A 21888-nucleotide genomic window follows, 5' to 3' on the forward strand; every position below is an offset into this window, starting at 1 on the left:
CACAGACAGCAAAAAGCCCGGCTGACGCCGGGCTTTTTATACCAAGGGCTACTCTATAGCTGTATCAGCTACGGTAGTCGGCATTGATCTTTACATAATCATAGGAGAAGTCGCAGGTCCAGACCGTGGCCTGGGCAGCGCCACGTCCCAGTACCACACGCACGGTGATTTCGCTCTGGCTCATCACACGCTGGCCGTCTTCTTCCTGGTAATCCGGGTTGCGACCGCCATTGCAGGCAACCAGTACATCATCCAGATACAGGGAGAGGCGGTCGACATCCAGATCGCTGACTCCGGCATAGCCAATGGCGCACAGCAGGCGCCCCAGGTTCGGGTCGGAAGCAAAGAAGGCGGTCTTAACCAGCGGCGAACGGGCGATGGCGTAGGCGACATCCTTGCACTCGGCTACCGAACGGCCGCCTTCGACCTTGACACTGATGAACTTGGTGGCACCTTCGCCATCACGGATGATGGCCTGCGCCAGCTCGGTGGCCACATCCACCAGTGCGACCTTGAGGACGGCATAGGCCGGGTGATTGGCCGAGTCGATACGCGGCGCAGCGCTCTTGCCGGTGGACACCAGAATGAAGCTGTCGTTGGTGGAGGTATCGCCATCGACTGAAATGCAGTTAAAGGAGAGGTCGGCCACTTCCTTGACCAGTTGCTCCAGTACCGGGCGGGTGATCTGCGCGTCGGTGGCAACGAAGCCCAGCATGGTGGCCATATTCGGGTGGATCATGCCGGCACCCTTGGCGATGCCGGTAATGCTGACCTTGGCGCCGTCGATTTCCAGCGTGCGGCTGGTGGCCTTGGGCGCGGTGTCGGTGGTCATGATGGCTTCGGCAGCCTCGGCCCAGTTGGCCGGGCGGCGGGTCGGCAGTGCCTGGATGATCTTGTCGGCCGGCAGCGGCTCCAGAATGACGCCGGTGGAGAACGGCAGGATTTGCTCGACGGCACAATCCAGCTCGCCAGCCAGTGCCTGACACACCGACAGCGCACGCTGACGGCCATCTTCACCGGTGCCGGCGTTGGCATTGCCGGTATTCACCACCAGTGCGCGGATCTGTACGCCAGCATCCAGGTGTTTCTTGCTGATCTGTACCGGTGCGGCACAGAAGCGGTTCTGGGTGAAAACGCCGGCGACGGTATTGCCCTTATCGATGCGGATGACCAGCACATCCTTGCGATTGGCCTTTTTGATACCGGCCTCGGCCACATTCAGTTCGATGCCATCGATGATGGCCAGCTTGTCGGCGCTAACCGGGGTCAGATTGACTGCCATGATGAGTTCTCCAATGCCTGCACGCTGACACGTGCCTGTTGCTTGCGTGTTGTGTGGCTCGATTGTAACGGAATCATTCCTGCTGGCTATCCAGGATTTGTTGCAACGCACTACCGTAGCGCGCCAGTTTCAGCTCGCCCAGGCCATAGACTTTTCCCAGTTCGCGCAGGTTTTGCGGGCGGCGCTCGACGATATCGCGCAGGGTACGGTCAGAAAAGACGGCATAGGCCGGTACATTGTGCTCATCTGCCATCTGCCGCCGCCAGCGGCGCAGTGCCTGCCACAACCGTTCTTCGCGCTCGGTACGCAGCCAGCGGTCGGTATTGACGCTGCGCGCCTTGCTGTCGTCGGCCAGCGGCCGCAGATAGATTTTTTCCTGTCCCTTGAGCAAAGGCCGGCAGGCATCGGTCAATACCAGCGACTGGCCGCGGGCAATGTCTACTTGCAGGATCTTGCGGGCGACCAGCTGGCGGATCAGCGAGCGCCAGGCGCGCTGGTTGTAATCACGGCCGATGCCGAAGGTGGACAGCTTGTCATGACCGAAACTGGTAACCGACTGGTTGCTGCGCCCCAGCAGCACGTCCACCACATGATTGGCGGCAAAGCGCTGCTCTACTCTATAGATGCAGGACAGCAGTTTTTGCACCGGTACGGTGGCATCAAAAGTGATGGGTGGATTCAGGCAATTATCGCAATGGCCGCAAGGCTGGCTGGCCTCACCAAAGTGACTGAGGATTTGCTGACGGCGGCAACTGGCGGTTTCGCAGAAGGCCAGCATGGCATCCAGTTTGGATAGCTCCACCTGTTTTTGCAGCTCGGCCATTTCCGAGCCCTGGATCATCTGGTTGAGCTGCACCATATCGTTCAGCCCGTAACACAGCCAGCTGGAAGCCGGCAGGCCGTCGCGCCCGGCGCGGCCAGATTCCTGATAGAAATTTTCCGGACTCTTGGGCAGGTCGATATGGGCGACAAAGCGCACATCCGGCTTGTCGATGCCCATGCCGAAGGCCACGGTGGCGGCCATGACAATGCCCTCTTCGCGCAGGAACTCGCGCTGATGGCGCTCGCGCACCTCGTGGCTGAGACCGGCATGGTAAGGCAGTGCGGGAATGCCGTTCTGGCTCAGCCACTCGGCAGTTTCTTCCACCCGCTTGCGCGACAGGCAGTACACGATGCCGGAAGCACCGGGATATTCATTATTGATGAAATCCAGCAGCTGCTTTTTGGCATTGTGCTTTTCCACCACCTGATAGAACAGGTTGGGGCGGTCGAAGCTGGACAGAAACACCCGTGCATCGGACAGCTTCAGGTAATGCAGGATGTCTTCGCGGGTTTGCGGATCGGCCGTTGCCGTCAGGGCGATGCGCGGCACCTGTGGATAATGTTCGGCCAGCAGGCCCAGCTGTTGATATTCCGGGCGGAAATCGTGTCCCCACTGACTGACGCAATGCGCTTCGTCGATGGCGAACAAGGCAATATCCAGCTGCGCCAGGAAATCGAGAAAGCGGGGCGTCAGCAGACGCTCGGGGGCGACATAGAGCAGATCCAGCGTGCCGGCCCGCGCCTGCATGGCGATGGTGCGCGCGTCTTCGGGCGAAGTGGCAGAGTTAAGGCAGGCAGCAGCGACGCCCACTTCGGTCAGCGCCGCCACCTGGTCTTGCATCAGCGCAATCAGCGGCGACACCACGATGGCGATGCCCGGGCGCAGCAAGGCTGGTATCTGGTAGCACAGGCTTTTGCCGCCGCCGGTAGGCATCAGCACCAGTGCATGACCGCCTTCGACGATATGGTTGACGATCTCCGCCTGTTGCCCTCGAAATGCCGGGTAGCCAAAGATATTGCCAAGTAGGGAGAGTGCGTCCTGCATGCGGAAAAGAGACCAGATCCGGCTGGCAACACCAGCGCGACAAATGGCAGCAACCTGTCGAAGTCATGGGAAGCTGCCTATTGTACGGCAAAGCGGCTGGCTGCAAAAAAAAGCCGCCCGGGAAAGGGCGGCAACAAGTTGGATGGAGACAATGTGAAACGAAGAGGAAAATGCTCTCGTGCATGAAAGACCAGGCCGCCACGGGGAAAGTTCCTAGCCGTCCGTAGCAAAAGCTTTCTGTATTTGTAAAAATTCGTTACTAGCACGAGAGATTTCCCCTGATAACTGAACCGCTGGCAGTAGCAAAACTCCAATCGCGCTATAAGCTGTCGCCGCATGGCCCGCGCAATTTCCCCCTGAGGGCGGCCTATGCGAAACTGTGCGCATCAAACCGGAGATCAAGCATGTTTTATCGTCTGCTCGCCCTGGCAGCCTGTGGCAGCCTGCTGGCCGCCTGCACCACCCTGCCGCCCCAGACCAGCCCGACCAAACCCCGCCCCGGCCCTGGTCCTACCCTGCCCCAGGCAAACGCCGACTGGGAAAACCTGGGCGTATCGCCCAACGGCAATATCCTGAACGAGCTGGACAAGCTGTCGATCAAGCCGCAAGGCTCGGTGGTCACTTTCCGCGACCGCAAGACCATTTTCAATCTGCGCAAGGAAAACTTCCTGTCCACCCCGCGCCACAAGGTCTCCATCAACAGCTGGCTGATCGACTGCTCTGCACGCACTTTCCGGCTGACCGGCATGGTGCTGTTTGATGAAAACGGCCGCCAGATTGCCAGCTACACTTACAATGACAGCCAGATAAAGGCCATGCCGGTGACACAAAACTCTGCCAGCTTCCAGCAGATGCAATACGTATGCAAAGGCCTGGCCGGCTTCTGATATATTCGGAGCCAAAGCGAGAAGCACCGCCCAGCCTGCTCAAGGCCGGCTGGCGGAAAAAAATTACCGTCATTGAATTGTCAGCGCGTTCACCGGCATTGCCAGAGGGAGATCCCATGCACGCCATCCGTCGTGTGGTGTTCAATCAGAAAGGTGGAGTAGGCAAATCCACCATTACCGCCAACCTGGCGGCAGTTGCCGCCCGCCGTGGCAAGAAGGTATTGCTGATCGATCTGGATGCCCAGGGCAATGCCAGCCAGTATCTGAGCGGTGCCATCCAGCCCGAGACGGAAAAATCGGCTGCCGGTTTTTTTGGCCAGATGCTCAATATCAGCATGTACAGCAAGGATTTGCAGGATTTCGTCAGCGACACGCCGTTTGATGCGCTGCAACTGCTGGCTTCGCACCCGGAACTGAGCGAGCTGATGGTGAAGCTGGAAAGCCGCTACAAGATGTTCAAGCTGAAAGAAGCGCTGGACCAGGTCGCCACTGATTTTGACGAAATCTGGATCGACACCCCGCCGGCGCTGAATTTCTTTACCCGCTCGGCGCTGATTGCTGCCGACCGCTGCCTGATTCCGTTTGACTGCGATGCCTTCTCGCGCCAGGCGCTGTACAACCTGATGGCCAGCGTCGAGGAAATCCGTGCCGATCACAATCCGGCACTGCAGGTGGAGGGCATCGTGGTCAACCAGTTCCAGCCGCGCGCCAGCCTGCCGGTACGGCTGGTGGCCGAGCTGCGCGCCGAAGGCCTGCCGGTACTGGATCCGCCCTTGTCCGCCTCGGTCAAGATCCGCGAATCGCACGATGTGGCCCGGCCAATGATCTATCTGGATCCCAAGCACAAGCTCGCCGTCGAATTCGCCGCCCTGTACGACAAGCTGGCCTGAGCCAGCGGAAACCATGTCGACTGGCCTGAGTCGCTTCACATCCCTGCTGCTGGGAGCGCTACTGACCATTATCCTGCTCTGCGCGGAATACGCGCTGCTGCTGGATAACGACCGCGTGCGCGAACAGGAAAAACTGCAGCACTGGGGCGAACTGGGCACCGAACTCCTGGCCACCCGGCTGCAGGAAATGCTCGACCGGACCGACCTGCTGGCGCAAAGCCTGATTCGCCAGCGTCACAGCACCGGCACGCCGCCTAATCTGGGCGAGCTGGCCCCCACGGTACTGAAAGAAGAAAGCCGCTTTGGCGGCATCGGCATCGTGCGGCGTATCGAGCCGAACCAGCGTGCAGCGTTCGAAGCGGCCATTGCCAATAGCATCCGCATGCTGAAAGACCGGCACCTGGTCACCAGCCCGCAACAGCCCATGTATTACCCGGTGGAAAGCTATTTGCCGGACGATGGCAATGCCCTGCCGCAAGGCATGGATCTGGGTAGCCTGGACAATGCCCGCCGCAAGATGGACCAGGCGCGCAATCGCAACCAGCCGATGCTGATGTTCAACACTCTGGTTCCCGGTGCGCCACCGCGGCTGGACATCATGGCCAACCTGAACGACGACGGCCATCTGCTGCTGGTGAACCTGCGCAGCGACCTGCTGCTGCAAAGCAGCCTGAGCAATCCCGACCAGCCCAATCCCTTGCAGCATGTGCGGCTGGTCGCCTGGAACCAGGATGCGCCAGATCAGCCCAGCCTCGACTCGCATCCGCTGCAGGCCTTGCCATCCGGCAATCCGCTGCTGACCACCCGCCGCAACATCGGCGGCTACGATCTGCTGTTTGGTGCCTATCCGCTGGAAGACAACCAGCCGGCACTCAGTGCGCAGGGCTATGGCATTCTCGCGGCTTCGGCGCTGATCATGTGTCTGCTGCTGATCCTGCAGCAACGCCAGATCAGCAATAACCAGGGGCTGCGCAGCCTGCTGCGGCGTCAGCATCATCAACTGGAACTGAATAACCGCACCCTGCGCGAACAGATCAACGACCGCGCCAGCTCGGAACAGGCGCTAGCCGAAAGCGAGGCACGGCAGCGTGCCATCCTGCAAGCCAGCTCAGACGCCATCATCCTGATCAACCGCAGCGGCCTGATTACCCATGTCAATCCGGCGGCGGCCAAGCTGATCGGTCAAAGCGCCGAATCCATCGAACACCTGCCGGTAGGTTCGCTGCTCACCGAGCTGTACAGCCTCAGCCCCAGCATCAGCTTCGAATCGATTGCCGCCGCCCGTGAAGGCCGTACCTTCGAAGCCCACCTGCTGCGCAGCGACAACAGCCAGATGCCGGTCGAGCTGTCACTCAGCCGGGTGGAAGCGCCGGACGACTCCTTCTATGTGGCGGTATGCCGCGACATCAGCCTGCGCAAAGAGCAGGAGGCGGCGCTGATCCGGCTGAAAAACAGCCTGGCAGAACAGGTAGAGGTGCAAAGCCGGCAACTGGCGGCGCTGCTGGAAGCCAGCCCCATGGCCATGGCCTATATCGTCGACCGCCACCTGCGCCGGGTCAACGGCGCCTTTCTCGACCTGTTCGAGCGCGAGGAAGACGAAGTCATCGGCCAGACCACCCTGCCCTACTTCGAGAGCCAGGAACAATGGGAACGCACCGGACGCGCACTGTATAACCTGCTGAACGATGGCAAGGTGGTGCAGTCCGAAGTCAAGCTGCGCACCGGCCGCGGCAAGCTGATCTGGTGCCGCATGTTTGGCCGGGCAGTCAATCCATCCGTGCCCAAGCTGGGCACCATCTGGCTGTATCAGGACTTCTCCGCCCAACGCGAGATGGAAGACGCCCTGCGCCAGGCCAAGACCCTGGCCGAGGAAAACAGCCGCGCCAAGACCGAATTCCTGGCCAATATGTCGCACGAGCTGCGCACGCCGATGCATGCCATTCTCGGCTTTACCGAAATTGGCGAAACCCGCGCCCGCCAGCTGCAGGACGACAAGCTGGAACAATACTTCCAGCGCATCCACAGCAGCGGCAACCGCCTGCTGCAATTGCTCAACGACCTGCTGGATCTGGCCAAGATGGAAGTGGGCAAGATGGACTACCACTTCGGTCATTTCGATCTGGCCCACTGCCTGCGCGAAGCCTGCGATGAAATGACCCCGCTGGCCAGCAACCACAACATCAAGCTTTATCTCTACTGCACACCGGAAAAACTGACTGCCGACATCGACCCCTTCCGCCTGGGCCAGGTCATCCGCAATCTGCTGTCCAATGCCATCAAGTTCAGCCCGGCCGGCGAAGTGATCCGCGTCACCGCCCGCTTGCAGCTCAATAGCCAGCAGCAGGAGGAAATCCTCATCTGCGTGGAAGACAGCGGCCCCGGCATTCCGGTAGACGAGGTCGAAACCATCTTCGACAAGTTCATCCAGAGCAGCTCCACCAAGACCGGCGCCGGCGGCACTGGCCTGGGCCTGGCCATCTGCCGCGAAATTCTGCAGGCACACCACGGCATCATCTTTGCCGAAAACCTCAGTCCGCGCGGTGCGGCCTTTACCGCTGTACTCCCACGCAGGCACGACGCCAGCGCCGCTGGCGAAGGAAGCAACCATGTCACATCGACTTTTACTCGTTGACGACGAGCCCTTCAATCTGGAGCTGATGACCGAGCTGCTAGAGGCAGCCGGCTACGAAACCGTGTGTGCCGAGAGCGGCGAGCAGGCCTGGGAGATTCTCCAGCGGCAAGGCAGCAGCCTGTCCACGGTGCTGCTCGACAAGATGATGCCCGGGCTCAACGGCTTTGATGTGCTCAAGCGCATCAAGAACACCCCCGAGCTGAATTTTCTGCCGGTCATCATGCAGACGGCCATCAATTCACCGGCCAGCGTGCAGGAAGGCATGGAGGCCGGAGCCTTCTACTACCTGACCAAACCATTCTCCCGCGACATGCTGCTGGCCGTGGTCAAGGCCGCCCACAGCCACTGGGACCGCCATCAGGCTTTTCGCGAGCTGGCCAAGCAGCATCTCGATGCACTGGCACAATTGCAGCAGGCCGAATTCCGCCTGCGCACCCTGAAGGAAGCCCAGACGGTCACCGCCTTGCTGGCCCGCACCTGCGCACAACCGGAAAAAGTGGCCACCGGCCTGTTCGAGCTGATGGTCAATGCGGTGGAACACGGCAATCTCGCCATCAGCTACGAAGAAAAAACCCGGCTGCAGGCCGAAGGCGACTGGGAAAGCGAACTGGAACGCCGCCAGCATGACCCGATACTGGGTCAACGCGAAGTCAGCATCAGTTTTGTGCGCGAACCCGACCGCTTCAGCTTCACCATCCAGGACATGGGTGAGGGCTTTGACTGGCGCCAATATGAAGACTGCCCGGCGGCTTCGCTGATGGCCAGCCACGGACGCGGCATACTGATTGCCCGCAAGCTGTCGTTTGACGAGGTGGAATATCAGGGCAAGGGCAACTGCGTGGTGGCCCGCGTAAGCCGCACATCATCCTAGCCAGCGCGGCAGATTCCGCTCACTCCAGCGCCCCCTCCTGGGCACAAGGGCCGGCACTGCGCCAGTAGCGTGCCGCCAACTGGCGATAACAGTCATACCGCACAGCGTCTGCCAGCGTCAGTGTGAGCAAGCCATCGGCATCGGTACGCAATATCCGGCCCTGTTGCCGCAACGCTGCCAGCACCAGTGGATGCGGGTGGCGGTAGCGGTTGAGAAAGCCCGCACTCAGCACCGACAATTGCGGCTGCAGCGTCTCCAGCCACAGCGGCGCAGTGGAGGTACGACTGCCATGGTGCCCTACCACCAGCACACTGCTGCGCAATTGCTGGCCATAATCGGCCACCAGCCGCTCCTCCACCGCACGCGGGGCATCGCCAGTCAGCATCAGCGCATGGCGCGGGCCGGCCACTCGCAACACACAGCTATGGCTGTTGTCATCCGGCAGCACTTCCGCCGCCGGTGGCCATAGCACATCAAAGCGGACACCATCCCAGGCCCAGCTCTGACCGCGCCGGCACAACTGGCCAGACAAGCCGTATTGCTCCAGCGTGGCCTGCTGTCCGGCCAGGATGCGCCGCACCGGCAGCGCCGCAGCGATATCTGCAGCAGCGGCATCATGGTCCTTGTCGTTATGCGACAGCAGCAGGGTATCCAGTTGCCGTATGCCCAGCCCCTGCAATTGCGGCAAGACCCAGCGCCCGCCCTCGGCCGCCCCGGTATCAAACAGCAGGGTATGGTGCCGCGTCTGGATCAATACCGACAAACCCTGGCCGACATCCAGCACCACCGCCCGGAATACACCGGGTTCCGGCGCTGGCGGCTGATAACACAAGGCCGGCAACAGCAGGCTGGCCCCCAGCCAGCGACCGGGCATGCCGGCGGGGGCCAACAGATACAGACTGCCCATTCCCCCCAGCAGCAATAGCGGCCATGGCGCGGCGGCCACTTGCAACATGGGCCATTGCGCCAGCCAGTCGACGCCACGGTAAAACAACTCGGCCAACCAGCCGCTCAGCAGCAAGGGCCACTCCCATGGCAAGGCCACCGCCAGCAGCGCCAGCGGTGTCAGCAACACCGAGACAAAGGGAATGGCCACGGCATTGGCCAGCGGGGAAACCAGCGGAAACTGACCGAACAGGCTGAGCAAGGGCAACAAGGAAGCCACGGTAACGGCCCATTGCCCCAGCAGCAGCTGGCGCGCCTTGCCGGCAGGCCGGCGGCGGCCGGCCGACGACAGCATCAGTGCCGCCACCAGCCCGAAAGACAGCCACAAGCCCGGTGCCAGCACGGCAAACGGGTCAATCAGCAACACCAACGTCAGTGCCAGCCACCACATATGCAGGCCGGACCAATGCCGCCGCCACAGCAGCATCAGCGCCATGCAGCCGAGCATGTACAGGGTGCGCTGGGTAGGCACCGAAAACCCGGCCAGCACCGCATAGCAGGCAGCCGCCATGACACCGCTGCCGACGATGAGCAAGCGCGGAGGACAAAATGCCAGCGGCCAGCGGCGCAGCAAGCCGGCCACGACGGCGGCAACCATACCGGCGACCATGGTGATATGCAGCCCGGAAATGGATACCAGATGAGTCAGCCCGGTACGCGCCAGGCTCTGCCACTCGGCACGATCGATACGCTGCTGCGCGCCCACGGTCAGGCCAGCCACCAGTCCGGCAGCCCGGCTGCGCCCCAGCACTGCCTCGATACGCAACACCAGCCGCTCGCGCAGCCGGTCCACCCACGCGCTGGCATCCTCTGCCTCACCCTGCAGCCGGGCAGCGGGCTGTATCGTGCCACTGGCCAGCACGCCTTCCGACCACAGCCACTGCTCGGCATCAAAACCGAAGGGATTGGCAGTAGACTGACGCGGGCGGAAGCGCGCCGTCAGCTGCCAGCGTTGGCCGGCCCGCCATGGCGCCGCGACCGGCTGGCCCTTGCGAGCAAATACCGTCAGTTGCACGCGCGGCGGCAGACGGACACCGTCAGTCAGTACCCGCTCCACCTCGAACTGCATGCGTACGCCATAATCCGCTGGCACGGGCAGCCCGCGCACCACGCCTTCCAGCGACAAGGGCTGCTGCCACTGCGTGGCCGGCAACTCCTGCGCCAGCCGCCATTGCGCCCGTGCATCGGCATAGCCCATCCCCAGCAGGAAGGCCGCCAGCCAGCCGGCCAGCATGGCCGGGCGCGGACCGGACAGCCGCGTCAACAGCCATGCCAGCAGGGTCAGACCGCTCAGATTCCACAAGGACGGCAGCTGTGGCAGAAAGGCGCAGCACACCACGCCGCATACAAACAAGGCGAGTTTCAGCATGCGGCTGTTATGCCGCTTGCCAGTGCGGCTGGCAATGGCGGGCCGGACAGGCTGCTTGCCGCCATGCGGCGCATCCCGTATCGTGCCGGCAGTTATTCAAGGAAGCCTCATGACCGCCACGCCCCTGTTCTGCGCCGAAAGCGCACGCCGCGACTATGCCGAAGGACTGGCCAGCCGCTTTGCCCTGCCCTTGCTGAGCCGACAGCCCGCTGAAGGCTACTGGCTGGAACTGGGCGCAGAACGGCTGGAGCTGGTCACCACCGGCAAACATGGCGCAGTCTATGCCGAGTTTGTCGAAGGCGCTGCGCGCCACCGCCGCGAACAAGGGGGCGGCCGGGGCCAGCCGGTGGCCAAGGCTGTCGGACTGAAAGGGGCGAAAGACCTGCCGCATATCGTGGATGCCACGGCGGGCCTGGGACGCGACAGCTTCGTGCTGGCCAGCCTGGGCTGTCAGGTCACCATGGTAGAGCGCTCGCCAGTAGCAGCGGCCCTGCTGTTTGATGCGCTGGAACGCGCCGCCCGCGCCGCCGATACCGCCGCCATTGCCGCACGCATGCAGCTGGTGCACGCCAATTCCGCCGACTGGCTGCTGCAATTGCCGCCGGAACAGCGCCCCGACGTGGTATTTGTCGACCCCATGTTTCCGGATACCGACAAGAAAAGTGCCGCCGCCAAGAAAGACATGCAGGCCTTCCAGCAGGTAATTGGCGATGATATGGACAGCGCCCGTCTGCTGGAAGCTGCCATCACGGCGGCCCGGGTAAGGGTGGTGGTAAAACGGCCACGGCTGGGAGCCCCGATTGAAGGCATCAGGCCATCGGCGGTGCTGGATGGCAAGTCCACCCGCTTCGATCTCTACATCATCAAGGCGCTGCGCCCTCAGGCTGACAGCGAATAGCGGCAAGCTGCTTGCCTGTCTGAGCAGCCAGGCCTAGCCTTGACGTGGCACGCCCTGATACCAACAAGAAAGCCCCCCATGAACATGAGCTTTGCCCAACTGCTAGACCAATACTGGTCGGCCCAGAAATGGGAAGTCAATCTGCTGATTACCTGCAATCTGCTGGGCGGCCTGATCCTGGGCTGCCTGGTCGGCTATGAACGCTGGTCGAATGGCCGCGCTGCCGGCATGCGCACCTATGGCCTGGTCTCCATGGCCGCCACCGGCGTCATCAGCATGATCGGCTATTCGGGTTTCTGGTATGGCGGCGCGCACGCCGACATCATGCATGGCGACATGACCCGTGTGGCGCAAGGGGTGCTGACGGGGGTAGGTTTTCTCGGTGCCGGCATGATCATGAAGGAAGGCATGTCCATCAGCGGTCTTACCTCGGCCGCCTCGGTGTGGATGTCTTCGGTGATCGGCATCCTGGTGGGGGTGGGCTTTTATCTGTCTGCCATCGCCGTCACCCTGCTGTGCATTCTGTGCATGCGGGTGCTGAACTGGATGGAAAACCGCCTGCCCCGCCGTTTCAGCCTGTATGTCAATCTGACCGTACCGGGCGAGCAGAACTGGACGGTCGACAAAATTTCAGGCGATCTGCGCAGCCTGGGGGTAATCGTGCATGAGGAAAGCATCGCGCTGAAGGTAGGCCCGGATGGCTGCGAATGGAGCTTTATGGTATCGGCCATCAACAAGCATCACCTGATCAATGTGGTCGACCTGTCGAGCGCCATCATGGAGCTGGAAGCCATCGAAACCTTCAGCATTCAGCCGGCCCGTAACTGAGCCGTTCAGGCTTGCGGCTGCCAGCCATCATGCCGCAAGCGTTCTGCCACTGCGGTGGCGGAACGCCGACAAGCCAGCACCGGAATGCCTTGCGCCGCGGCGGTATCGCGATAGTGGCGCATGGCGTTGTGACCCAGGTAGTCGGTGAGCAGAATCAGCATCTGGGTGTTTTTGGGTAGCGGCACCTTGCGCTGGTGCTGGGTATTGCGGCCAGTAATATGGCGGGCAATGCGGATATCGTACAGGGCCAGCACATCCGGGATCTGTCCCAGACTATCGCCACCGATCAGCAGGGCATCCATGTCAGTCCTCCTCCTAGCGCCGCACTGCGGCCGGGTGATGGACAAACTGTAACTGGCTCGGAAAATTCCTAAAAATAATAAAAACTGGATTTGATATTCCAGCAATGCCGGTCAAGACTGCGCCAGCACTCCACTGCCTGAGGTAAAATGCCGCCATGCATACCGAAGACCGCCTGAATGAACTGGAAGTGAAAATCGCTTTCCAAGACGACCTGCTCGACAGCCTTAACGCCACCGTCGCCCGCCAGCAGCAACAAATCGACCTGTTGCAGCAGCAATTGCGCCTGGTCTACCAGCAATTCAAGGCCGCCCAGCCCGATAGCGGCAATAGCGGCGGTTCGCTGCGCGACGACATTCCGCCGCATTACTGATCCATCACTTGTTTTTGCGCTTGCGGGACACCACGGCTTCGATGTTCTTGCGGGCAATCAGCGGAGCCGATGCCGTCAACGGTTTGTCGGCCGCTGGCGCTTGCAGCCATTTATGCATGATCAGGCAATCCACCAGTCCCAGCGTGCGGTGCCGATAAGCCCCTGGCACCCGGCCTACCTCGGCAAAGCCCAGCTTTTTCCACAAGGCAACCGCCACGCTATTGCTGGCCACCACCGCATTGAACTGCATGGCCAGAAACCCCAGTTCCCGTCCGCGCTGCTGCGAGTGCGCACACAGGGCCGCCGCCACCCCTTTGCCACGCGCGGCCGTGGCCACCATATAGCCGCAATTGCATACATGGCTGCCCGGCCCGGCGGCATTGGGCTTGATGAAATAGCTGCCCAGCAAGACGCCGTCCTGTTCGGCCAGCCAGGTTTCCTGCGGCAGTTCACACCACAGCGCTCGCGCCTGCTGCTCGCTCAGTTGCGGGTCGTAAGCATAGCTGTCCTGTGCCTGGATAATCTGCTGAAACGTCGGCCAGAAGGCCGGAAAATCGTCCGCGTGCATACGCCGGATATTCATGTTTTCTCCTGTGCAGCCACTGGCTGCGTCATCTTGCCGGAGAGCAGGCTGGCGGCGGCGATCAGCGCACCGCCCAGCCACTCTTGCAGGCTCATGCTTTCGCCGGCGAGCCAGTAGGCCGACAGCGCGGCAAACACCAGCTCCAGCAGCATCAAGGTCATGGTCTGGCTGGCCGGCAGCAGGCTGACGCCATGCTGGGAAATGATGCTGCTGGCCAGCAAGGTCATCCCCAGCAGTGCCAGCAACAACCATGCTTGCAGCGATGTATCCAGCACGGCCCCCAATTGCTGGCGGCTGGCCAGTGCGATAAAGCCCATCAGCGCGACACCAAACCAGATGGTGGCCGACTTCACCGGCACCGGCAGATTGCGCGCGCGCTTGCTCAGCACATTGCCCAGCGCAAAGCTGATACCGCCGGACAAGGCCAGCCATTCATAGCGCTGACTGAGCAGCGTGGCGCCCTCCAGCAGGCCGGGACGATACAGGATGGTCAGGCAGCCGGCCAGCGACAGCCCCACCAGCAGCCAGCCGGTGCGGGTCAGCTTTTCCTGCAGCAGCAGGCGGGAAAACAAGGCCGTCCACAAGGGCGACAGGTAAAACAGCAGCAGCACCCGCATCACCATGCCCTCCGACACCGCCCAGGTGTAACTGAAATTGCACCAGCCAAACAGCAAGGCCAGCAAGGGCAATACCGGATGCCAGCGCAGCTGGCGGCGGTACACATCAAAGAACAGGGCAATGCCCAGCATGGCGGCAATCAGGTACACCAGCAGCGAGGTTTGCGCGATGCTGACACCCCGCTCGTTCAGCGCACGAAACGGGTACCACATCAGGCCCCAGACCAGTGCGGTGGTCAGAATGGCAACGATGGCAAGAAGCTTTTGTTTTACAAGAGGCATCACGATTTCTTAAGATGAGCGATTCTGCGGCTTTGCAACAGCAAGGCCAAACAAGACCAGAAGCAGATGGCATGACCAAGCTGCTCCCACAGCATAGAGAGAACCAAGCGTGAATCCCCACCTGGACAGCCTGCAACCCTATCCCTTCCAGCGTTTGCGTCAGCTGATGGCTGGTGCGGTCCCGGCAGACAAGCCGCATATCAACCTGTCCATCGGCGAACCCAAGCACCCGACGCCGGACGTCATCAAACAGGCGCTGGTCAACTCACTGGGCGGCCTGGCAGTCTACCCGGCCACCCTGGGCAGCCCGGAGTTGCGTCAGGCCTGCGCCGACTGGATGCAGCGCCGCTATGGCCTGCAACTGGACGCGGAAAAAGAAATCCTGCCGGTCAATGGCAGCCGCGAGGCCCTTTTCGCTTTCGTCCAGACCGTGATCGACAGCCAGCAGGCCGTCAAACCGGTGGTATTGTCGCCCAACCCGTTTTACCAGATTTACGAAGGCGCAGCACTGCTGGCAGGGGCGGAACCGTTCTATGTCAACTGTACTGCCGATACGGCCTTCCAGCCGGACTGGGCCAGCGTACCGGAAAGCGTATGGGCGCGTACCCAGCTGGTATTCGTGTGCAGCCCGGGCAATCCCACCGGCGCGGTGATGTCGCTGGAGGACTGGAAAAAGCTGTTCGAGCTATCCGAGCGCTACGGTTTTGTCATTGCCAGCGACGAGTGCTATTCGGAAATCCACTTCGGCCAGCCGCCGCTGGGCGGGCTGGAAGCCGCCAGCAAACTGGGCCGCAGCTTCGAGCGACTGGTGATGTTCACCAGCCTGTCCAAACGCTCGAACGCGCCGGGCATGCGTTCGGGTTTTGTGGCGGGCGACGCCGCCCTGCTGGCCAAGTTCATGCTGTACCGCACCTATCAGGGCGGAGCCATGAGCCCTACCATTCAGGCTGCCAGCGTGGCCGCCTGGCAGGACGAAACCCACGTCGAGGAAAACCGCGCCGCCTATATCGCCAAGTTCCAGGCCGTGACACCGATACTGGCCGAGGTACTGGAGGTGGCCTTGCCGGATGCCAGCTTCTACCTGTGGGCCAAAGTCCCTGGGGGCGACGATGCCGCCTTTGCCCGCGCCCTGTTCGAGCAGGAGCACATTACCGTATTGCCGGGCTCCTTCCTGGCACGTACTGCACACGGCATCAACCCGGGCAGTGGCTATATCCGTATCGCTCTGGTCGCGACACTGGCAGAATGTCAGGCTGCCGCCGAGCGCATCGTGCGTTTCGTCAAGACAACTAATCAATAAGCGACATCCACCAGCTATGACTGTTTCCATTCACCTTGCCAAAGGACTTCATCACATGCATCCGATCCAAGCCCTGATTGAAGAGGCGTTCGAAAAGCGCGCCGACATCACCCCCGCCACTGTATCTGCCGAACTGAAGGCCGCCATCGGCCAGGTGATCGACGAACTGGACAATGGCCGCCTGCGCGTGGCCGAGAAGGTAGATGGCGACTGGGTAGTCAACCAGTGGGTCAAGAAAGCCGTGCTGCTGTCCTTCCGCATTCGCGACAATGTGGTGCAGGACGATGGCGTCAGCCGCTATTTCGACAAGGTCGATACCAAGTTCCATGACTGGAGCGAAGCCCACTTCAAGGAAGCCGGCTTCCGCGTGGTGCCGGGCGCCGTGGCACGCAAGGGCAGCTTCATTGCCAAGAACACCGTGCTGATGCCGTCCTACGTCAATATCGGCGCCTATGTGGACGAAGGCACCATGGTGGACACCTGGGCCACTGTCGGCTCCTGCGCACAGATCGGCAAGAACGTACACCTGTCCGGCGGCGTCGGCATTGGCGGCGTACTGGAACCGCTGCAGGCCGGCCCCACCATCATTGAAGACAACTGCTTCATCGGTGCCCGCTCCGAAGTGGTGGAAGGCGTGATCGTGGGCGAAGGCTCGGTGATCTCCATGGGCGTGTATATCGGCCAGTCCACCAAGATCTACGACCGCGAAACCGGCGAAGTGACTTATGGCCGCATCCCGCCGGGTTCGGTGGTGGTCTCCGGCAACCTGCCGTCCAAGGATGGCAGCCATAGCCTGTACTGCGCCGTCATCGTCAAGAAAGTGGATGCACAGACCCGCAGCAAGACCAGCATCAACGACCTGCTGCGCGGCGTATAAGCCGCACACCGCGCTGGCAGGCCCTGCCAGCGCAGGCTGCCCGGACCCGGCCCTGCCGGGTCTTTGTCATATTCCGGTCACGCCACGGCACCGTGCCGGAAAACATCTTGCCGTGACAACATGCCAATGAAATAATCAGCCAGCGTAATTTTTTATGGCTGCTTCAAACTTATTTAAACAATCTTCAGCAGTCGTACTTGTCAAGATTCGTTCTCGCAATGCAACATCGTTACACGCTGAAACCTTATGTATTTGGCGAGACTCCTACAACCCTATAAAATCCATTCGTCTTGGACCCAAGCAAGTCCGGGACTTCACTCGTGTTTTTATCCGGAAAATCCGTGTCTTCAGACCATTTCATCGAATTCAGGAATGTCAGCTTCGCCTACGGCGAGCGCCCCATCCTGAACAACATCAGCCTCGCCATCCCGCGCGGCAAGCTGGTCGCCATCATGGGTGGCAGCGGCAGTGGCAAAACCACCATGCTGCGCCTGATCTCCGGCCAGATCCGTCCCAGTGCCGGCCAGGTGCTGGTAGACGGCCGCAATGTGGCGGACATGAACCATGCCGAACTGTTCGAGCATCGCCGCCGCATGGGCATGCTCTTCCAGTTTGGCGCACTGTTTACCGACCTGTCGGTAGAAGACAATGTGGCCTTCCCCATCCGCGAGCACACCCGGCTCGCCGAGAGCATGATTCATGATCTGGTGATCATGAAACTGGCCGCGGTGGGACTGCGCGGCACACAGCAGCTGATGCCGGCCGAACTATCCGGCGGCATGGCCCGGCGCGTGGCGCTGGCGCGTGCCATTGCCCTGGACCCGCAGCTAATGCTGTACGACGAGCCCTTCACCGGTCTCGATCCGATCTCGCTGGGCGTCATCGCCCACCTGATCAAGAAACTGAACGATGCACTGGGTACCACCTCCATCATGGTGACCCACGATGTGCATAAATCGCTGGATATCGTCGATTACGTCTACTTCGTTTCCAATGGCGCGGTGGTCGCGGCCGGTACGCCGGCAGAAATCCGCGCCTCCCCCTCGCCCTGGGTACACCAGTTCATGTGGGGCGAGGCCGATGGCCCGGTACATTTTGCCTACCCTGCCAGCACTTCGCTGCAGCAGGATCTGGGCCTGAAAGGAGGCCAGCATGACTGAGCTGCTGCTGTCACCGCTGCGCCGGCTGGGGCACACCACCATCAACGCCATCTGGCGGCTGGGCTTCATCACCCGCTTCCTGCTGGCCATCCTGCGCTATTCCGGCCAAAGCCTGCTGCGCTTCAACCTCACCATCCGCGAGATCTACTTTGCCGGGGTGATGTCGGTCATCATCGTGGTGGTGTCCGGCCTGTTTGTCGGCATGGTACTGGGCTTGCAGGGCTACAACACCCTGTCGCGCTTCGGCTCGGCCGATGCGCTGGGCGCGCTGGTTGCCCTGTCGCTGCTGCGCGAACTGGGCCCGGTGCTGGCCGCCCTGCTGTTCTCCAGCCGGGCCGGCAGCGCCATGACGGCGGAAATCGGCCTGATGAAGGCCACCGAGCAGCTGGACGCCATGAGTGTGATGGCGGTCAACCCGATCGCCCGCGTGGTGGCACCACGCTTCTGGGCCGGCGTGATTTCCATGCCCATCCTGGCCGCCATGTTCAATGTAATGGGCATCTTCGGCGGCTATCTGATAGGCGTGGTGATGATAGGCCTGGATTCCGGTACGTTCTGGTCGCAAATGCAGAACAACGTCGACCTGCACTACGACGTGGTCAATGGCCTGATCAAGAGCCTGTGCTTCGGCATCGCCGTCACGCTGATCGCCGTATTCGAAGGCTATGACGCCACGCCCACTGCGGCCGGCGTATCCGCCGCCACCACCCGCACGGTGGTGACTTCGGCTCTGGTAATCCTGGCGGTGGACTTTGTCCTCACCGCCTTCATGTTCTAGGAAATGGGTAATGAAACGCTCTACTATTGATTTGTGGGTAGGCCTGTTTGTGGCACTCGGCATCGCGGCGGTGGTCTTCATGTCGCTCAAGGTGGCCAATCTCACACCGCAAAGCGCGGACCAGACCTACACCCTGTATGCCGATTTCGACAATATCGGCGGCCTGAAAGTGAAGGCACCGATCAAGGAAGCCGGCGTCGTGGTCGGCCGTGTCGGCGCCATCCAGCTGGACACCAAAACCTACCGTGCCCGCGTCACCCTGAACCTGGACAAGCAATACACCTTCAGCCGCGACGCCAGTGCCGAAATCCTGACTGCGGGCCTGCTGGGCGAGCAGTACATCGGCCTGCTGCAAGGGGGTGACCCGGACGAACTGAAAGCCGGCGAGCACATCACACTGACCTCGTCTGCCCTGGTACTGGAACAGCTGATCGGCAAGTTCATGACCAGCTTCTCCGGCGGCAATACGGCCAAGAGCACTGCCTCGGCCGCGCAGTAAATTCCAGACATAGTGCATAACCAATAAAGACTGACACACATCATGAAAAAACTGATCGCATGCTTTCTCGTCCTGCTGGGCCTGAGCGCCCACTCCATGGCTGCTACCGACAATCCGGCTGATCTGGTACGCGACACCTCGCGCCAGATCATGGATGTACTGAAACAGGAAAACGGCAAGAACACCAAGCAGATCCGTCAGCAGGTCGAAGCGCTGGCCGTGCCGCAATTCGACTTCCAGCGCATGACTGCCCTGGCCGTCGGCCTGGGCTGGCGTCAGGCCAGCCCGGCGCAGCAAAGCGCGCTGGCACAGCAATTCCAGACCCTGCTGGTGCGGACCTACTCCACCACCATGACCCGTTTCAAGAGCGCCCAGATCGACATCCAGCCTAATGTCGTGCTCGGCAACAGCGGCCGCGAAGCTACCGTCAAATCCACCGTTACCCTGCCGGGCAACGACAAGGGACCGGTTGCCGTTGATTACACTCTGTACAAGACGACACAAGGCTGGAAGGTATTCAATGTCAGCGTGGAAGGGGCCAGCCTGGTTACCGTCTACCGCAACCAGTTCAATCAGGAAATCAACAAGAGCGGTGTGGATGGCCTGATCAAGATGCTGCAAGACAAGAACGCCGCCCTGCCGGCTGCCAAATAAGGACGCATGCCATGTTCGAGGAAACCGCCACCGGGCAGGGCCGCCTGTCCGGCAAGCTGGACATGAACAGCAGCGCGGCCTTGCTGGCCACACTGACTGCCCGTGTCGCCCGCGCCCCGCTGCAGCTGGATCTGTCCGGCATCAGCGAAGCGGACTCCTCGGCAGTCGCCCTGCTTCTGGCCTGCCGCCGTGCTGCAGACCAGGCTGGTCAGGCCCTGCTACTGCAGAACTGGCCCGCCCGCCTGTCCGATCTTGTTGAACTGTATGCACTGCGCGAGCTGCTGAGCAGCCCGCAAGGAGAGTAAACCATGACCCGCAAGCACCGCCTGTTGCCCGCGAGTCTGTTGGCTGGCAGCCTGCTGCTGGCCGGCTGTGCCAGCACCCACCCTGCCACACCGCAAGACCCGTACGAATCGTTCAACCGCTCGATGTATGCCTTCAACGATGCAGCGGACCGCTGGGTAATGAAGCCGGCCGCCCAGGGCTATCACGCCATTACGCCTGGCCCCTTCCGCACCGCCGTCGGCAACTTCTTCGACAACTTCAAGGATGTGTACAGCGCCGCCAACAACCTGCTGCAAGCCGAGCCGGAAAAGGCGCTCAACGACATCATGCGGGTAGCGCTGAACAGCACCTTCGGTTTGTTCGGCCTGATCGACATCGCCACCCCTGCCGGCCTGAAGAACAACAAGACCTCGCTGGGCGACACCTTTGCCCACTGGGGCTGGAAGAGCAGCAACTACCTGGTGCTGCCGTTCTTTGGCCCCAGCACGGTACGCGATGGCCTGGGTCTGGGAGTATCGCTGGGCATTAATGGCCCGGAACGGCTGGTCTATCACAACACCAATGAAGCCATCGCCTTCTATGCTGTTTACGGGGTGAATACCCGTGCCCGCTATCTGGATCTGGACGAAAGCCTGTTTACAGCAGCACTGGATCCTTACAGCTATATCCGCGATGGTTACCTGCAGATGCGTGCCAAGCAGTTGGGCCAACCCAACCCAACCCAGACCGACGAAATGAACATCGACGATCTGGTCAGCAGCCCGGCCAACGCCTCGGCCCCTGCAGCTGAAGCAGCGCCTGCCGCCAACAGCAGCGAGCACGCCGAAGCTTCGGCAGCCGCACACGCAGAAGCCTCGGCCGCGCAGTAAGGCCATCTTGCTTTGTCGTATAAAAGGCAGCCAGCGGGCTGCCTTTTGCATTGATGCCGCAGCAGTGCTTGATCTGGCACAAGATCATCTTCGACACAAATATTAGAATTTACTAAATTATCTAATCGGAGCTGATCATGGAAGACCGCCGCATCCCGCAACAAGCACTGGAATACCTGACCCGCTGTCTGCGCCATGCCGTTTCCAACGGCCAATACCTGACTCCCGAGCTGCTGGAAGAGGCCATCGCCGAATACAGTGCCGAACATCCACAGCAAGCCATCCAGATACTGCATTGAAGACCGCGCTGCAAAGCAAAAGCGGCCACAAGGCCGCTTGCTATACACCTGGCGTGAGCCACTGCGCTACAGTTTGAAGCGCCCGATCAGGGCTTCCAGCTCGTCGCCCAGCTGATGCAGGGTTTCGATCGCCAGATAGCTCTGACGCACCGACTCATCCGACTGCTGCAACATATTGTGGATGCTTTCGATATGCTGGGCGATCTCCTGACTGGCGGTGGACTGTTCTGCCGTCGCCACCGCGATATCTCCCACCGTACGCACCACCTGCTGACTGTTGTCGGTAATGCGGGTGATCGACGATGCCGCCAGTTCCGCTTGTCTGACACCACTTTCCACCTGGGACAACGCACCTTCCATGCTGCCAGCCGCCCGTTGGGTATCTTGCTGGATGGCCTGGATCATGCCACCGATTTCCAGCGTGGCCTGCGAGGTACGCTCCGCCAGCTTGCGCACCTCATCCGCCACCACGGCAAAGCCACGGCCCTGCTCACCGGCACGCGCCGCCTCGATCGCCGCATTCAGTGCCAGCAGATTGGTCTG

General features: G+C 61.3%; 23 protein-coding genes. 16 read left to right on the forward strand and 7 right to left on the reverse strand.

Features of this window, described 5'->3' with window-relative positions:
* Positions 1 to 64 precede the first annotated feature (64 nt).
* Together argJ and recQ are read right to left on the reverse strand one after the other, a co-directional pair.
* The gene (argJ, locus tag EAY64_RS08880) at positions 65 to 1282 is read right to left on the reverse strand and encodes a bifunctional glutamate N-acetyltransferase/amino-acid acetyltransferase ArgJ (RefSeq protein ID WP_103524414.1); all 1218 of its coding nucleotides are present in this window, start codon (positions 1280 to 1282) and stop codon (positions 65 to 67) included.
* Positions 1283 to 1355: 73 nt separating this feature from the next.
* Positions 1356 to 3149 (reverse strand): DNA helicase RecQ, encoded by a 1794-nt coding sequence (recQ, locus tag EAY64_RS08885; protein ID WP_103524415.1) that lies wholly within the window; start codon positions 3147 to 3149, stop codon positions 1356 to 1358.
* A gap of 404 nt (positions 3150 to 3553) precedes the next feature.
* On the opposite strand from recQ, the gene EAY64_RS08890 reads away from it, so the two are divergent.
* From EAY64_RS08890 to EAY64_RS08905, 4 genes are all read left to right on the forward strand, one after another.
* Positions 3554 to 4036 (forward strand): surface-adhesin E family protein, encoded by a 483-nt coding sequence (locus tag EAY64_RS08890; RefSeq protein ID WP_103524416.1) that lies wholly within the window; start codon positions 3554 to 3556, stop codon positions 4034 to 4036.
* A 116-nt stretch (positions 4037 to 4152) separates the two neighbouring features.
* Positions 4153 to 4926 carry a ParA family protein gene (locus tag EAY64_RS08895; RefSeq protein WP_103524417.1) on the forward strand — a complete coding sequence of 258 codons (774 nt, stop codon included), beginning with the start codon at positions 4153 to 4155 and terminating at the stop codon, positions 4924 to 4926.
* Between the two features lie 13 nt (positions 4927 to 4939).
* Positions 4940 to 7558: a sensor histidine kinase gene (locus EAY64_RS08900; RefSeq protein WP_103524418.1), complete on the forward strand. Its 2619-nt coding sequence runs from the start codon at positions 4940 to 4942 to the stop codon at positions 7556 to 7558.
* Positions 7533 to 8429 (forward strand): ATP-binding response regulator, encoded by an 897-nt coding sequence (locus EAY64_RS08905; protein WP_103524419.1) that lies wholly within the window; start codon positions 7533 to 7535, stop codon positions 8427 to 8429. Before EAY64_RS08900 ends, EAY64_RS08905 begins: the two co-directional genes overlap by 26 nt.
* Before the next feature lie 19 nt (positions 8430 to 8448).
* On the opposite strand, the gene EAY64_RS08910 is transcribed toward EAY64_RS08905, so the two are convergent.
* Complete coding sequence (locus EAY64_RS08910) at positions 8449 to 10743, reverse strand: DNA internalization-related competence protein ComEC/Rec2 (RefSeq protein ID WP_103524420.1); 2295 nt, start codon at positions 10741 to 10743, stop codon at positions 8449 to 8451.
* A gap of 109 nt (positions 10744 to 10852) precedes the next feature.
* On the opposite strand from EAY64_RS08910, the gene EAY64_RS08915 reads away from it, so the two are divergent.
* Both EAY64_RS08915 and EAY64_RS08920 read left to right on the forward strand, forming a co-directional pair.
* Entirely contained in the window at positions 10853 to 11641 is a 789-nt protein-coding gene (locus tag EAY64_RS08915; RefSeq protein ID WP_103524421.1) for a class I SAM-dependent methyltransferase, read from the forward strand.
* Between the two features lie 78 nt (positions 11642 to 11719).
* The gene (locus tag EAY64_RS08920) at positions 11720 to 12469 is read left to right on the forward strand and encodes an MgtC/SapB family protein (RefSeq protein WP_103524422.1); all 750 of its coding nucleotides are present in this window, start codon (positions 11720 to 11722) and stop codon (positions 12467 to 12469) included.
* Positions 12470 to 12474: 5 nt separating this feature from the next.
* On the opposite strand, the gene EAY64_RS08925 is transcribed toward EAY64_RS08920, so the two are convergent.
* On the reverse strand, positions 12475 to 12771 hold the full coding sequence (locus EAY64_RS08925; RefSeq protein ID WP_103524423.1) for a DUF2325 domain-containing protein: 297 nt from the start codon (positions 12769 to 12771) through the stop codon (positions 12475 to 12477).
* Between the two features lie 155 nt (positions 12772 to 12926).
* Between EAY64_RS08925 and EAY64_RS08930 the strand changes: the two genes are divergently transcribed.
* Positions 12927 to 13142, forward strand: a complete 216-nt coding sequence (locus EAY64_RS08930; RefSeq protein ID WP_103524424.1) for a SlyX family protein — start codon at positions 12927 to 12929, stop codon at positions 13140 to 13142.
* 4 nt (positions 13143 to 13146) lie between these two features.
* Here the strand turns inward: EAY64_RS08930 and EAY64_RS08935 are convergent, their stop codons facing one another.
* Both EAY64_RS08935 and EAY64_RS08940 read right to left on the reverse strand, forming a co-directional pair.
* Positions 13147 to 13725 (reverse strand): GNAT family N-acetyltransferase, encoded by a 579-nt coding sequence (locus EAY64_RS08935; RefSeq protein ID WP_226034467.1) that lies wholly within the window; start codon positions 13723 to 13725, stop codon positions 13147 to 13149.
* Positions 13722 to 14624: a DMT family transporter gene (locus EAY64_RS08940; protein WP_103524425.1), complete on the reverse strand. Its 903-nt coding sequence runs from the start codon at positions 14622 to 14624 to the stop codon at positions 13722 to 13724. Before EAY64_RS08940 ends, EAY64_RS08935 begins: the two co-directional genes overlap by 4 nt.
* Before the next feature lie 109 nt (positions 14625 to 14733).
* Between EAY64_RS08940 and dapC the strand changes: the two genes are divergently transcribed.
* The 9 genes from dapC (at position 14734) to EAY64_RS20380 (ending at position 21345) form a co-directional block, all read left to right on the forward strand.
* Positions 14734 to 15924: a succinyldiaminopimelate transaminase gene (gene dapC, locus EAY64_RS08945; protein WP_103524426.1), complete on the forward strand. Its 1191-nt coding sequence runs from the start codon at positions 14734 to 14736 to the stop codon at positions 15922 to 15924.
* Between the two features lie 55 nt (positions 15925 to 15979).
* On the forward strand, positions 15980 to 16801 hold the full coding sequence (gene dapD / locus EAY64_RS08950; protein ID WP_103524427.1) for a 2,3,4,5-tetrahydropyridine-2,6-dicarboxylate N-succinyltransferase: 822 nt from the start codon (positions 15980 to 15982) through the stop codon (positions 16799 to 16801).
* Between the two features lie 341 nt (positions 16802 to 17142).
* Complete coding sequence (locus tag EAY64_RS08955; protein ID WP_103524428.1) at positions 17143 to 17961, forward strand: ABC transporter ATP-binding protein; 819 nt, start codon at positions 17143 to 17145, stop codon at positions 17959 to 17961.
* Positions 17954 to 18739 carry a lipid asymmetry maintenance ABC transporter permease subunit MlaE gene (mlaE, locus tag EAY64_RS08960; RefSeq protein ID WP_059285994.1) on the forward strand — a complete coding sequence of 262 codons (786 nt, stop codon included), beginning with the start codon at positions 17954 to 17956 and terminating at the stop codon, positions 18737 to 18739. Before EAY64_RS08955 ends, mlaE begins: the two co-directional genes overlap by 8 nt.
* Before the next feature lie 10 nt (positions 18740 to 18749).
* Positions 18750 to 19238, forward strand: coding sequence for an outer membrane lipid asymmetry maintenance protein MlaD (mlaD, locus tag EAY64_RS08965; RefSeq protein ID WP_103524429.1), 489 nt, complete (start codon positions 18750 to 18752; stop codon positions 19236 to 19238).
* Between the two features lie 42 nt (positions 19239 to 19280).
* Complete coding sequence (locus EAY64_RS08970; RefSeq protein WP_103524430.1) at positions 19281 to 19892, forward strand: MlaC/ttg2D family ABC transporter substrate-binding protein; 612 nt, start codon at positions 19281 to 19283, stop codon at positions 19890 to 19892.
* Positions 19893 to 19903: 11 nt separating this feature from the next.
* The gene (locus EAY64_RS08975) at positions 19904 to 20197 is read left to right on the forward strand and encodes an STAS domain-containing protein (RefSeq protein ID WP_103524431.1); all 294 of its coding nucleotides are present in this window, start codon (positions 19904 to 19906) and stop codon (positions 20195 to 20197) included.
* A gap of 3 nt (positions 20198 to 20200) precedes the next feature.
* On the forward strand, positions 20201 to 21046 hold the full coding sequence (locus EAY64_RS08980; RefSeq protein ID WP_226034466.1) for an MlaA family lipoprotein: 846 nt from the start codon (positions 20201 to 20203) through the stop codon (positions 21044 to 21046).
* Between the two features lie 137 nt (positions 21047 to 21183).
* A complete protein-coding gene (locus EAY64_RS20380) occupies positions 21184 to 21345 on the forward strand; it encodes a hypothetical protein (protein WP_158604645.1) in 162 nt (53 codons plus the stop codon).
* 66 nt (positions 21346 to 21411) lie between these two features.
* Here EAY64_RS20380 and EAY64_RS08985 read toward each other — a convergent pair.
* Positions 21412 to 21888 (reverse strand): methyl-accepting chemotaxis protein (locus tag EAY64_RS08985; protein WP_233566479.1); only part of this gene is annotated, 477 nt, incomplete at its 5' end.

The sequence above is a fragment of the Aquitalea palustris genome, from assembly GCF_003693445.1.
In the GTDB taxonomy this organism is placed as follows: domain Bacteria; phylum Pseudomonadota; class Gammaproteobacteria; order Burkholderiales; family Chromobacteriaceae; genus Aquitalea; species Aquitalea palustris.

Coding starts and splice junctions, on each gene's coding strand:
- argJ (WP_103524414.1), bottom strand. CDS start 1,282: ATGGCAGTCAATCTGACCCCGGTTAGCGCCGACAAGCTGGCCATCATC.
- recQ (WP_103524415.1), bottom strand. CDS start 3,149: ATGCAGGACGCACTCTCCCTACTTGGCAATATCTTTGGCTACCCGGCA.
- EAY64_RS08890 (WP_103524416.1), top strand. CDS start 3,554: ATGTTTTATCGTCTGCTCGCCCTGGCAGCCTGTGGCAGCCTGCTGGCC.
- EAY64_RS08895 (WP_103524417.1), top strand. CDS start 4,153: ATGCACGCCATCCGTCGTGTGGTGTTCAATCAGAAAGGTGGAGTAGGC.
- EAY64_RS08900 (WP_103524418.1), top strand. CDS start 4,940: ATGTCGACTGGCCTGAGTCGCTTCACATCCCTGCTGCTGGGAGCGCTA.
- EAY64_RS08905 (WP_103524419.1), top strand. CDS start 7,533: ATGTCACATCGACTTTTACTCGTTGACGACGAGCCCTTCAATCTGGAG.
- EAY64_RS08910 (WP_103524420.1), bottom strand. CDS start 10,743: ATGCTGAAACTCGCCTTGTTTGTATGCGGCGTGGTGTGCTGCGCCTTT.
- EAY64_RS08915 (WP_103524421.1), top strand. CDS start 10,853: ATGACCGCCACGCCCCTGTTCTGCGCCGAAAGCGCACGCCGCGACTAT.
- EAY64_RS08920 (WP_103524422.1), top strand. CDS start 11,720: ATGAACATGAGCTTTGCCCAACTGCTAGACCAATACTGGTCGGCCCAG.
- EAY64_RS08925 (WP_103524423.1), bottom strand. CDS start 12,771: ATGGATGCCCTGCTGATCGGTGGCGATAGTCTGGGACAGATCCCGGAT.
- EAY64_RS08930 (WP_103524424.1), top strand. CDS start 12,927: ATGCATACCGAAGACCGCCTGAATGAACTGGAAGTGAAAATCGCTTTC.
- EAY64_RS08935 (WP_226034467.1), bottom strand. CDS start 13,725: ATGAATATCCGGCGTATGCACGCGGACGATTTTCCGGCCTTCTGGCCG.
- EAY64_RS08940 (WP_103524425.1), bottom strand. CDS start 14,624: ATGCCTCTTGTAAAACAAAAGCTTCTTGCCATCGTTGCCATTCTGACC.
- dapD (WP_103524427.1), top strand. CDS start 15,980: ATGCATCCGATCCAAGCCCTGATTGAAGAGGCGTTCGAAAAGCGCGCC.
- mlaE (WP_059285994.1), top strand. CDS start 17,954: ATGACTGAGCTGCTGCTGTCACCGCTGCGCCGGCTGGGGCACACCACC.
- mlaD (WP_103524429.1), top strand. CDS start 18,750: ATGAAACGCTCTACTATTGATTTGTGGGTAGGCCTGTTTGTGGCACTC.
- EAY64_RS08970 (WP_103524430.1), top strand. CDS start 19,281: ATGAAAAAACTGATCGCATGCTTTCTCGTCCTGCTGGGCCTGAGCGCC.
- EAY64_RS08975 (WP_103524431.1), top strand. CDS start 19,904: ATGTTCGAGGAAACCGCCACCGGGCAGGGCCGCCTGTCCGGCAAGCTG.
- EAY64_RS08980 (WP_226034466.1), top strand. CDS start 20,201: ATGACCCGCAAGCACCGCCTGTTGCCCGCGAGTCTGTTGGCTGGCAGC.
- EAY64_RS20380 (WP_158604645.1), top strand. CDS start 21,184: ATGGAAGACCGCCGCATCCCGCAACAAGCACTGGAATACCTGACCCGC.